The organism is Paracoccus luteus (assembly GCF_004522155.1).
In the GTDB taxonomy this organism is placed as follows: Bacteria; Pseudomonadota; Alphaproteobacteria; order Rhodobacterales; family Rhodobacteraceae; genus Paracoccus; species Paracoccus luteus.
In genome coordinates this window covers 132,637-144,689 of record NZ_SDEA01000006.1, presented here as the reverse complement: position 1 = coordinate 144,689, position 12,053 = coordinate 132,637, and the positions used below count along the sequence as shown (strand labels likewise).

The following is a 12,053-nucleotide window of genomic DNA, read 5'->3' as shown; positions in this document are numbered from 1 at the left end:
GGGGGGCATGGCCTGCCCCCCGGTATGGTCGCTCACGCTCAACGGCTCATTCGCCCTTGGTGACCTGGTGATACATGACCGAGGTCACGGCCCCGCCCGCCGACCAGCCCTGCACGGTGTCGCGCATGGCGGCCTGTTCGACGCGCTGGAACAGCGGCAGGATCGGGGCGTCGGCGCGGTATTCGGACTGGATGTCCAGATACATCTGCTTGCGCTTGTCGCTGTCGCCTTCCAGCGTCGCGGCCTTGACCGTTTCCTGCATGGCGGCGGGCACGGCATAGCTGTTGCGCCACGCCAGCGTGGACCCCTTGCCCTCGTTGTCGGGGTTCCAGGCGAAGGTGCCGGCGTTGGTCTGCGGGTCGGCGTAATCCGGCCCCCATTCGCCCAAAAAGATCGGCACCTCGCGGGCGCGATAGGCGTCCAGCACCTGCGCGCCGGTCATCTGTTCGATGTTCAGCGTCAGCCCGGCCTGCGCCATCGACGCCTGGATGGTCTGCGCCACGTCCAGATATTCGCGCAGGTCGCGCACCTTGGTCGTGATCGTCGCGTTGGTGATGCCGGCGTCGGCCAGGATCTTCTTCGCCGCCTCGACGTCGTATTTCCACGGGTTCTCGTCGGACGCGCCAAGATACCCCTCGGGGATGAAGTTCTGGTGGATCTTCCACTGGCCTTTCAGGAAGCTGTTGGCCATCCCCTCGAAGTCGATCAGGTGGCGCATGGCCTGCTGCACCGGTGCCTGGGACAGCATCGGGTCGCGCTGGCTCATCCCCATGTACAGGATGCGGCCGCGGGGTTCGTCCTTGATGACGATCCCCTCCTTGCCGGTCACGCCCTCGATGTCGCTGGGGGTCAGGTTGCGGGCCACGTCGATGTCGCCCGCCTCAAGCTGCAGGCGCTGCGCGCTGGATTCCTGCACGTTCTTGACGATCACCCGCTTCATCTTGGGCGCGCCGCCGAAATACCCGTCGAAGGCCGTCAGCTGCACCACCTCGTTCGGACGCCACGCCGCCAGCGCATAGGCGCCCGACCCGGCCGAGTTCGTGGTCAGCCAGGTGTTGCCCATGTCCTCGCCCTCGACGTGCTGCATGACCGTTTCCTTGTCGATCACGCTGGCCACGCTGGCCGACAGGCAGTTCAGCACGAAGGACTGGGCATAGGGCTGGTCCATCGTGATGGACACGGTGTTGCCGTCGGCCTTGACCATCTGGTCCACGTTGTCGGGCGTCAGGCCGAACTGGGTCAGGATGAAGGCGGGCGACTTGTCCAGCTTGACCGCGCGCTGCAGCGACCATGCCGCGTCTTCGGCCCGGACGGGGTTGCCGGACTGGAAGGTCACGCCCTCGCGCAGGGTCAGGGTGATGGTCTTGCCGTCCTCGCTCACCTCCCATTTCTCGGCCAGGCTGGGCTGGAAGCCTGCTTCCAGGTTCAGCGGGTCGAAATCGACCAGGCGGCTGTAGAGGTTCTGCGTGACGTCGTTGCCCGAGAACTCGAAGCTCTGCGCGGGGTCCAGGCTGATGATGTCGTCGATGGTCCCGGCGACGACCAGCACGTCGGCGGGCGTGTCGGCCCATGCCGCCGACAGGGGCGCGACGGCGATGGCGGACGCCAGCAGGATCGCACGGGGGGAAAATCGGGTCATGTCAGTCTCCCTGTTGGTCCCCGTCGTTCAGCGGGGTTGATCGCGTTTTTGTGCGCTGTTCCGCAACGCGGGGCAAGAACCTGTGTTCGCCCCGGGCGAAATGCCGTTCAGTCCGGCAGAATGACGGAGCCCGCGTCCTTCACCGCCTCCATCGCGACATAGGTCGAGGTGGCGGCGACATGCGGCAGGGTGCTGATGCGGTCGGCCATCACCCGGCGATAGGCGGCGATGTCGGTCGTGCGCACCTTCAGCAGGTAATCGAAGCCGCCGGCGATCATGTGGCATTCCTCGATTTCCGGCACCGCCATGACGGCCCGGTTAAAGGCGCGCAGCGCCGGCTCGCGCGTGTCCGACAGCTTCAGCTCGACAAACGCCACATGCGCCGCGTTCAGCCGCACCGGGTCCAGCACGGCGCGATAGCCGCGGATCACGCCCGCCTGTTCCAGCCGCCGCATCCGCGCCTGCACGGGGGTCTTGGACAGCCCCACGCGGGCCGCAAGGTCGGTCACGCTGATGCGCCCGTCGGCGGCCAGCGCGGCCAGAATGGCGCGGTCGATGCGGTCCAGCGCGATCGCGTCGCGCGCGCCCGCGTCTTTGGTGGAAACGGCCATGCGTCTGCCTCTCTTTGGCCGAACGGCCTGCCTGCCGCCGCTTATCATGCGCCATCCGACAGGGACAGCGACATGACCTATACCACCGCCCTTTCCGCCATCGACGCCGCCACGCTTGCGCCCGAACCGCCGCTGATCCGCGACCTGATCGCGCAGGCCGCGCTGTCGTCCGCCGACCGGGCGCGCATCGCGGCCGCCGGGGCCGATCTGGTCGCCCGCATCCGCGCCGACCTGCACCCCGGCATGATGGAGGTGTTCCTGGCCGAATACGGCCTGTCCACCGACGAGGGGCTGGCCCTGATGACGTTGGCCGAGGCGCTGTTGCGGGTGCCCGACGCCGAGACTTCGGACGCGCTGATCGCCGACAAGATCGCGCCCGCCGACTGGTCCAGCCACAAGGGCCGGTCGCGGTCGCGCATGGTCAACCTGTCCACCCGCGGGCTGATGCTGACCGGCGGCGTGCTGGACCGCCGCCACGCCGGGCTGATCCGGGGCGCGGTGCGCCGGCTGGGCCAGCCGGTGATCCGCGCCGCCGTCACCCGCGCCATGCGCGAGATGGGCCGCCAGTTCGTGCGGGGCCAGACCATTCAGGACGCGATGGACCGCGCCCGCGAGACGCCGACCGCCACCCACAGCTATGACATGCTGGGCGAGGCCGCGATGACGCAGGGCGACGCCGACCGCTATGCCGACGCCTATGCCCGCGCCATCGCGGCCATCGCGCGGGCCTGCAAGCCCGGCGCGGTGCGCGACAACCCCGGCATCTCGGTCAAGCTGTCGGCGCTGCACCCGCGGTATGAGACGGCGCAGGAAGGCCGCGTCATGGCCGAGCTTGTGCCCGTGCTGGCGCGGCTGGCCCGCGCGGCGGCGGCCGCCGACATGGCCCTGACCATCGACGCCGAGGAATCGTTCCGCCTGACCCTGTCGCTGCAGGTGATCGAGGCGGTGCTGGCCGACCGCCGCCTGGCGGGCTGGGACGGCTTTGGCGTCGTCGTGCAGGCCTATGGCCGCCGCGCCGGGCCAGTCATCGACTGGCTGCACGACCTGGCGGTGCGGACGGACCGCAGGCTGATGGTGCGGCTGGTCAAGGGTGCCTATTGGGACGCCGAGATCAAACGCGCGCAGGTGCTGGGGCTGCCCGATTTCCCCGTGTTCACCCGCAAGATCGCGACCGACGCAAGCTATGTCGGGCTGGCCCGCAAGCTGCTGGGCATGACCGACCGCATCTATCCCCAGTTCGCCACCCACAACGCCCACACCGTCGCCGCCGTCCTGGACATGGCCGGGGACAAACCGTTCGAGTTCCAGCGCCTGCACGGCATGGGCGAGAACCTGCACCGCATCGTGCAGGCCGACCGCGGCACCCGCCTGCGCATCTATGCCCCCGTCGGCGCGCACCGCGAGCTGCTGGCCTATCTCGTGCGGCGGCTGCTGGAAAACGGGGCGAACTCGTCGTTCGTCAACCAGATCGTGGACGAGGCGATCCCCCCCGCGACGGTCGCCGCCTGCCCGCTGACCGCGGTGGAGACGCTGGCGCAGGTCGAGAACCCGGCGCTGGCGCGCGGCCCCGCGCTGTTCGCGCCGCAGCGGGAAAACTCGGCCGGGGTCGATCTGGCCGACCGGCCGGTTCTGGCGGCGATGCAGGGGGCGCGCGCGGCCCACATGGGCGACCTGCCGGCCGCGGCGCCGATCCTTGCGGCGCCGGTGCCGGACGGCCCCGCCCGCCCGGTCCCGAACCCCGCCACCGGCGCGGCGGCGGGCACCGTCGCCGACGCCACGGCCCCGCAGGTCGCCGCCGCCATCGACGCCGCCCGGCCGTGGACCGCGGGGGCGGCGCAGCGCGCCGAGACCCTGCGCCGCGCCGCCGATCTTTACGAACAGCACGCGCCCGAGATCATGGCCCTGCTGACGCGCGAGGCGGGCAAGACCTGGTCCGACGCCGTCAACGAACTGCGCGAGGCCGTGGACTTCCTGCGCTATTACGCGGCAGGTGCCCCGGCCCTGCGCCACCCCGCGCGCGGCGTCTTCGCGGCGATCAGCCCGTGGAACTTTCCGCTGGCGATCTTCACCGGCCAGATCGCGGGCGCGCTGGCGGCGGGCAACGCGGTGCTGGCCAAGCCCGCCGAACAGACGCCGCTGATCGCGCATCTGGCGACCCGGCTGATGCTGCAGGCGGGCGTCCCCGCCGCCGCGCTGCAACTGTTGCCGGGCGACGGCGCGACGGTGGGCGCGGCGCTGTCCGCCGATCCCCGCGTGGCGGGCGTCGTCTTTACCGGCGGCACCGACACCGCGCAGGCGATCCGGCGCAGCATGGCCGACCATCTGGACCCGACCGCGCCGCTGATCGCGGAAACCGGCGGGCTGAACGCGATGGTGGTCGATTCGACCGCCCTGCCCGAACAGGCGGTGCGCGACATCGTGGCCAGCGGCTTTCAGTCGGCGGGCCAGCGCTGTTCGGCGCTGCGCTGCCTGTATCTGCAGGACGACATCGCCGCCCCGGTGCTGGACATGCTGACGGGCGCGATGCGCGAGCTGACCGTGGGCGATCCGGCCGACATCGCCACCGACATCGGCCCGGTCATCGACGCGGACGCGGTGGCCGCCATCCGCGCGCATATCGACGCGGCGCGGGCCGAGGGGCGGGTGATCCTTGAACTGCCCTCGCCCGATCCGGCGCGGTTCGTCGGGCCGACGCTGATCCGGGTCGAGGCCATCGGCGACATGGGGCGCGAGATCTTCGGCCCCGTGGTCCATGTCGCGACCTTCCCCGCCGACGGGCTGGACCGGGTGATCGCCGAGGTGAACGCCAGCGGCTACGGCCTGACCTTCGGCCTGCACAGCCGGATCGAGGCACGGGCGGACCGCCTGTCGGGCGCGGTCCACGCGGGCAACATCTATGTCAACCGCAACCAGATCGGCGCGGTCGTGGGCAGCCAGCCCTTTGGCGGCGAGGGGCTGTCGGGCACCGGACCCAAGGCGGGCGGGCCGCTGTATCTGGACCGCTTCACCGCCGCGCCCGCCAGCCCTGCGGGCGTGCCCCAGCCGCCGGGCGGCGCATCGGTGCAGGCGCTGATCGACCGTGCCCGCGCGCCGCGTCCGGCGCTGTCCGACACCGCCCTGCCCGGCCCCACGGGCGAATCGAACCGGCTGGCCGTCCTGCCCCGCGATCCCGTGCTGTGCCTTGGGCCCGGTCATGACACCGCCAAGGCGCAGGCGGCCGAGCTGGCGCGGCTGGGCGGCGTCGGGGTCGCGCTGGACACCCTGCCCGACCCGTCCGCGCTGACCGCCGCGCAGGGGTTCGGGGGCGCGGTCTGGTGGGGTGATACGGAACGCGGCCGCGCCTATGCCCGCGCGCTGGCCGTCCGCCCCGGCCCGATCCTGCCGCTGATCGGCGGCATCGACGCGGGCCACGCCGTCGCCGAACGCCATGTCTGCATCGACACCACCGCGTCGGGCGGCAACGCCGCGCTGCTGGCGGGCGAGGCGCTGGGGGCCGCCGCCACGCGCTAGCCGCCCCGGCGGCGGGCGCACTTGCATCGCGGCGCGCCCCTTGCCACATCGGGGTAACCAACAAGGCGCGCCATGCACAAGATCAACCTTCCCGAACGTCCCGGCTGGCGCGACCGCGCCGCCGAACTGGGTTTCACCTTCGCCGACATGGGGGGCGAACCCTATTGGGACGAAACCAGCGCCTATCGCCTGACCCTGCGCCAGGTCGAGGACGACATCGAAGACCCCGCGACCGAACTGCACGCCATGTGCCGCGAGGCGGTGGCGGCGGCGGTCGTGTCCGAGGAATGGATGGAGCGGCTGGCCATCCCCCGCCCCTATTGGGATTTCGTCGAACGGTCCTGGGCCGCAGGCGAGCCCGAGCTTTATGGCCGGTTCGACCTGGCGTATGACGGCCACGGCCCGGCGAAACTGCTGGAATACAACGCCGACACGCCGACCTCGCTTTACGAATCCGCGTCCTTCCAGTGGCTGTGGTTCGAGGAAAGCCGCGACGCGGGCGTGCTGTCCCCCGACACCGACCAGTTCAACCGCATCCACGAGGCGCTTGTCGAACGCTGGGCCGAGATCTGCGCCCCCGGCGAGGACGTGCATTTCGCCGCCGACCGCGACAACCCCGAGGATTACGCCACCGTCGAGGCCATCGCCTGGGCCGCGCGCGAGGCGGGACTGGGCGCGCATTTCACCGCGCTGACTGAAATCGGTGTCACCGAGGAAGGACAGCTGGCCGACGACAAGGACCGCGTCATCGGCACGCTTTTCAAGCTGTATCCGTGGGAGGACATGCTGCGCGACGCCTTCGCGCCGAACCTGCAACCCTCGCAGACCCGGTTCATCGAGCCGCCGTGGAAATCGGTGCTGTCGAACAAGGGGCTGCTGCCCTTGCTGTGGTCGATGTTCCCCGGCCACCCGAACCTGCTGCCCGCGTTCTTCGCCGCCGACGTCGAGGCCGCGCGCCGGGGCGAGCCCAGCCCCTTTGCCGACGCCATCGCCGAGGCCGGGCCCGCGCTGGCCCGCGGCCACGTCACCAAGCCGATCTTTTCGCGCGAAGGGTCCGGCGTCGTCATCACCGAGGGCGGGCGCGAGACCGGCCGCGCCCCCGACGACAGCTATTCCCATCACCCGCAGGTCGTGCAGGTCCTGGCGCCGTTGCCGGTGTTCGACGGGTTCCACCCGGTTCTGGGCGCGTGGATGGTCGGGCAGGCCTGCGCGGGCCTTGGCATCCGCGAGGACCGGGCGCGCATCACCCACAACCTCAGCCGCTTCAAGCCGCATTTCATCGAAGGGTAAGCCATGACCGACCTGTCGCCCCCCCGTTGCCGCAAGCGGTCGCGCCACGTCGCGCTGATGCTGGCCGGCGCCGCCGTGCTGACCCTGGCCGCGTGCGAGGATGACAAGACCGACGCGCAGGCGTTCCCCAACCTGGACGCCTGCCTTGCCGCCGCCAAGGAAGGCGGGCTGTGGTTCACCGCCGACGACTGCCGCACCCAGTTCGCCGAGGCGGAAAAGACCCATCTGGAAACCGCGCCGCGCTATGAATCGCGCGAGTTGTGCGAACAGGAACACGGCGCGGGGGCCTGCGGGGCCGATCCCGCGCAGACGGCGGCGGCGGACCCGAACGCGCCCGTCGATCCGAACGCCCCGGCGGCGCAACAACAGGGCGGGGGCGGGTTCAGCTTCATGCCGCTGCTGGTGGGCTATATGATGGGGTCGATGCTGTCGCGCGGCGGCGGGGTGTTCAGCCAGCCGATGGTGCGCACGCCCGGCGGCTATTCGACGCCGAACGGCGGGCAGACATTTTCCAGCAACACCGGCGCGGGCCGGGTGCCGGCGACGACCTTCAACCGCGCGCCCGCCACCATCGGGCAGCAGCCCATGACCCGCGCGCAGGTGGCGCAGCGCGGCGGGTTCGGCGCGGGCGCGACCGCGCGCACCGCCACCGGCGCGGCGCGCAGCGTCGGCGGCTGACCGGCGACGCTGCGCAACGGGCGGCGAGACCCGGCGCGCCCTCTTGCGCCCCTGCTCCGCGGCTGCTCTCNCGCTGCGCAACGGGCGGCGAGACCCGGCGCGCCCTCTTGCGCCCCTGCTCCGCGGCTGCTCTCCGCGTCCGTGCATCCCGCCCCGTCCCGGCGCGCCCCCATGCGGCCCCGCGCAATCGCCTGCCCCGCGGCTGCTCTCCGCATCCCTCTGCATCGCGCCCCGTCCCGGCGCCCCCTCGTGCGGCCCCGTGCGCCCCTGCCCCGCGGCTGCTCTCCGCGTCCCTGCATCGCGCCCCGTCCCGGCGCGCCCTCGCGCGGCCCCCCGCAATCGCCCTGCCCCGCGGCGGCTCGTCGCGGCCCGTCGCAGCCGCCTTCGCCGCGACCCGGCCGTGCCAAAGCCCGCTTGCAGCCGCGCCGCGCCTGTCGCAGGGTGCGCGCGCAGCAGACGAAAGATCCACCATGACCCCCGAACACCAGTCGGCGCGCACGCGCGCCCTGTGCGGTCTTGCTCCGGTCATCCCGGTGATCGTCCTGTCCAACCCCGACTGGGCCGAACCGCTGGCCCGCGCGCTGGTCGCGGGCGGCCTGCCGGTGCTGGAGGTGACGCTGCGCACCCCCGCCGCGCTGGAGGCGATCGGCATCATGGCGCAGGTGCCCGGCGCGCAGGTCGGCGCCGGCACGGTGCTGAGCGCGGCCGATGTCCACCGCGCGCGCAAGGCGGGCGCGACCTTCGCCGTCTCGCCGGGGCTGACCGACGCGCTGGCCGACAGCTGCAAGGACGCGGCCCTGCCGCTGCTGCCCGGCGCGGCGACGGCGACCGAGGCGATGCAGGCCGCCGATCGCGGCTATACCATGCTCAAGTTCTTTCCGGCCGAGGCGGCGGGCGGCGTGGCCATGCTGAAATCGCTGGGCGGGCCGCTGCCGGGGCTGTCGTTCTGCCCGACGGGCGGGATCACGGCGGACAATGCGGCCGCCTATCTGGGGCTGCCGAATGTCGCCTGCGTGGGCGGCAGCTGGATCGCGCCGGAAACGCTGATGGCCGCTGGCGACTGGGCCGGAATCGAGGCGCGGGCCCGCGCCGCCGCCGCCCTGCGCCGTTGACCGTCCGTCAGCCAGCCGTGCCGGGCAACCCGCCATGACCACCATCGCAGACACGCCCGCCGCCCGCCGGCAAAGCTGGCGCAACCTGGGGGTGCTGATCGCGGCGCAGGCGATCCTGGGATCGCAGATGTCGATGATCTTCATCGTCGGCGGGCTGGCGGGGGCGACGCTGGCGCCCAACCGGTGCCTTGCGACCCTGCCGCTGTCGATGGTGATGCTGGGGTCGGCGGTGTCGGCGCGCTGGCTGTCGGGCTTCATGGCGCGGCACGGGCGGCAGGCGGGGTTCACGCTGGCCTGCATGATCGCGGCCGTGGGCGCGATGCTGGCCGTGGCGGGCCTGCGCGCGGGCAGCTTTGCGCTGTTCACCGCCGGCACCACGCTCTGCGGCGTCTATATGTCGGCGCAGGGGTTCTATCGCTTTGCCGCGACCGATACCGCGCCTGTGGACCTGCAGCCGCGCATGATCAGCCTGGTGCAGGCGGGCGGGCTGTTTTCCGCGCTGCTGGGGCCGGGGCTGGTCACGCTGACGGCGGAACGCACGGCCATTCCGTTCGCGCTGACCTTTGCGGTGATCGCCGGGCTGAACCTGCTGGGTCCGCTGCTGTTTGCCGCGCTGGACATGCCCCGCGCGACCGCGGGCACGGTCCGGCTGTCGGGCGGGCGCAGCGTGGGGCAGATGCTGCGCGATCCGCGCATCGCGGTGGCGATGATCTGCGCGATGGTCAGCTATGCGCTGATGAACCTGGTCATGACCTCGACCCCGCTGGCGATGGTCGGCTGCGGCTATGGCACGGCCGACGCCTCGCAGGTGGTGTCGGCGCATGTGCTGGCGATGTTCGTGCCGTCGTTCTTCACCGGGCACCTGATCGTGCGGTTCGGCGCGGCGCGGATCGTGGCGGTGGGGCTTGCGATCCTGGCCGCCGCGGGCGCAGTCGCGCTGAGCGGGGTCGAGATCGAGCGCTTCTTCGCCGCACTGGTCCTGCTGGGGATCGGCTGGAACTTCGGCTTCATCGGGGCGACGGCGATGCTGACCGCCGCCCATTCGGTCGAGGAACGGGGCCGCATCCAGGGGATCAACGACGCCGTGGTGTTCGGCGGCGTGTTCCTGGCGTCGCTGTCGTCAGGGGGGCTGATGGGCTGCACCGGCGGATCCGCGCAGGCGGGCTGGTCGGCGGTCAACATGGCGATGCTGCCGTTCCTGGTGCTGGCCGGGGGCGCGCTGATCTGGCTGACCCTGCGCCCCCGCGAGACGCGCTAGAACAGCGACCCCTGATCTGGGGCCTTATCCGGTTCCCGGTCGCGGGCTGGGGGCCGCCGCCGGCGCGGGGCCGGGACGTCCGCACGGGTGGCCGCGTCGGGTTCGCCCGCCTCGGTCTTTTGCCGGGAGGCTGCTGGCGCGACGGATGCCGCCTCGGCCTTGCCGGGCACCCTTGCCCTGTTTCCGGGCGCATGTCCGGGCGGCGCTGCGGTGTCCCCGACTGCGGGTGTGCCATCGACGGTCGCGCCCGGGCCATCTCGGCCGCCTTTGCCGTCGCCACCTTCGCCGCCCCCGCCATCGCCGCCGTCCAGCGGCCGGACGGCCAGATCTCCGTCGTGGAACTGCACCTGCAGCCTTGGGACCGCAGCGGCGGCGGCCACCGATGTGACCAGCCCGTCCGGGCCGCGCACGATGGCAAAGCCCCGCCGCAGCGTTTCGGTGTGGCCCAGCGTCTGGCGCAGGCGGTCCAGCGCGGACAGCGCCTCGGCCCGGTCGGCGGTCAGGCGCGGACCTTGCGCATCCAGCCGCCGGGTCAGGCCGTCAAGCGCCGCCCGGCGCTGCACGGTCCCGCGTCGCGCATCGGCCAGCGTGCGCGCCCGGGCGCCGTTCAGCCGCGCGCCCAACCCGTCCAGCCGCTCGGCCTGACGGGCAGCGCCGCGCCGCGCGGCCGGGTCCAGCCCGCGGCCGGCCGCGTCCAGCGCCCGCCGGGCATCGCCCGTCGCGCGCGCCAGCCACCGGGCGTTCAGCGCGGGCAGCATCGCCCGCCGCCGGTCGCGGTCGCGCCCCCGCGCCTGCGTCAGGGCCAGCGACGCGCGGTCGAACCACTCGCGCCGCGCCGCCATGAACCCGCGCAGCGAGGCGCGGGGCAGCCCCAGCCCCTCGACCCCGCGGCGGCGGTCGCGCAGAAAGCCGCGCAGCGCCGGGTCCAGACGCGGCCCCGTCAGGTCCAGCCGCTGCCGCGCGGCGCCCGTCAGCGCCTGCGGCCGCCCAAGGCCGCGTCCCAGATCGGCCAGCCGCTGTCCCGGACGGTCCAGCCGCCCGCGCACGCCGCGGATCAGCCGCCCCTGCGTGTCGGCCAGCCGCCCGGCCAGTTCCGCCAGCACCGGCACCGCCATTTCGGCGGCGGCCGTGGGCGTCGGCGCGCGCAGGTCGGCCGCGTGGTCGATCAGCGTGGTGTCGGTTTCATGGCCCACGGCGGAAATCAGCGGGATCGTCCCGCCCGCGACGGCGCGGATCACCGCCTCGTCGTTGAAGCCCCACAGATCCTCGACCGAGCCGCCGCCGCGCGCCACGATGATCAGATCGGGGCGCGGCACGCGGCCGCCGGGGGCCAGCGCGTTCAGCCGCCGGACCGCGTCGGCGACCTGAGGCGCGCAAGCGGTGCCCTGCACCGCCACGGGCCAGATCAGCACGCGCGACGGAAAACGGTCGCGCAGCCGGTGCAGGATGTCGCGGATCACCGCCCCGCTGGGCGAGGTCACGACCGCGATCACGCCCGGCAGATAGGGGATCGGCCGCTTGCGGGCGGGGTCGAACAGCCCCTCGGCGGCCAGCATCCGGCGGCGCTTTTCCAGCATCGCCATCAGCGCGCCAAGGCCGGCGGGCTCGACCTGTTCGACCAGCAGCTGGTATTTGGACTGGCCGGGAAAGGTCGTCAGCCGGCCGGTGACGACGATCTCCATCCCCTCTTCGGGGCGATGGGTCAGCCGGCCCGCCTGGGTCTTCCAGCAGACCGCCGCGATGCAGGCGTTGTCGTCCTTGAGGTCGAAATACAGGTGCCCCGATCCGGGCCGCGACACGCGCCCGACCTCGCCGCGCACGCGGACGCGGCCGAACTCGCCCTCGATCACGCGCTTCACCGCGCCCGAGATTTCGGACACGGTCAGGGCGGGCGCGTTTCCGGCGGCGGTTTCGGCGGCGGGGGTGCCGCTGTCCTCGAACAGATCCATGCGTTC

At 72.5% G+C, this 12,053-nt stretch carries 8 protein-coding genes; 5 read left to right on the top strand and 3 right to left on the bottom strand.

Features of this window, described 5'->3' with window-relative positions:
• Nucleotides 1-46: 46 nt before the first annotated feature.
• Together EPA64_RS09760 and EPA64_RS09755 are read right to left on the bottom strand one after the other, a co-directional pair.
• Nucleotides 47-1,639: an ABC transporter substrate-binding protein gene (locus EPA64_RS09760; RefSeq protein ID WP_134726163.1), complete on the bottom strand. Its 1,593-nt coding sequence runs from the start codon at nt 1,637-1,639 to the stop codon at nt 47-49.
• Between the two features lie 107 nt (nt 1,640-1,746).
• Nucleotides 1,747-2,250 (bottom strand): Lrp/AsnC ligand binding domain-containing protein, encoded by a 504-nt coding sequence (locus EPA64_RS09755; protein ID WP_134726162.1) that lies wholly within the window; start codon nt 2,248-2,250, stop codon nt 1,747-1,749.
• A gap of 72 nt (nt 2,251-2,322) precedes the next feature.
• On the opposite strand from EPA64_RS09755, the gene putA reads away from it, so the two are divergent.
• From putA to EPA64_RS09730, 5 genes are all read left to right on the top strand, one after another.
• A complete protein-coding gene (gene putA, locus EPA64_RS09750; RefSeq protein ID WP_134726161.1) occupies nt 2,323-5,760 on the top strand; it encodes a bifunctional proline dehydrogenase/L-glutamate gamma-semialdehyde dehydrogenase PutA in 3,438 nt (1,145 codons plus the stop codon).
• A 72-nt stretch (nt 5,761-5,832) separates the two neighbouring features.
• Nucleotides 5,833-7,050, top strand: coding sequence for a glutathionylspermidine synthase family protein (locus EPA64_RS09745; protein WP_134726160.1), 1,218 nt, complete (start codon nt 5,833-5,835; stop codon nt 7,048-7,050).
• A gap of 3 nt (nt 7,051-7,053) precedes the next feature.
• On the top strand, nt 7,054-7,728 hold the full coding sequence (locus EPA64_RS09740) for a DUF1190 domain-containing protein (RefSeq protein WP_134726159.1): 675 nt from the start codon (nt 7,054-7,056) through the stop codon (nt 7,726-7,728).
• 470 nt (nt 7,729-8,198) lie between these two features.
• Nucleotides 8,199-8,840, top strand: coding sequence for a bifunctional 4-hydroxy-2-oxoglutarate aldolase/2-dehydro-3-deoxy-phosphogluconate aldolase (gene eda / locus EPA64_RS09735; RefSeq protein WP_134726158.1), 642 nt, complete (start codon nt 8,199-8,201; stop codon nt 8,838-8,840).
• Nucleotides 8,841-8,874: 34 nt separating this feature from the next.
• Nucleotides 8,875-10,098 (top strand): MFS transporter, encoded by a 1,224-nt coding sequence (locus EPA64_RS09730; RefSeq protein WP_134726157.1) that lies wholly within the window; start codon nt 8,875-8,877, stop codon nt 10,096-10,098.
• Here the strand turns inward: EPA64_RS09730 and xseA are convergent.
• On the bottom strand, nt 10,095-12,047 hold the full coding sequence (xseA, locus tag EPA64_RS09725) for an exodeoxyribonuclease VII large subunit (RefSeq protein WP_134726156.1): 1,953 nt from the start codon (nt 12,045-12,047) through the stop codon (nt 10,095-10,097). The genes EPA64_RS09730 and xseA overlap by 4 nt on opposite strands.
• Nucleotides 12,048-12,053 lie beyond the last annotated feature (6 nt).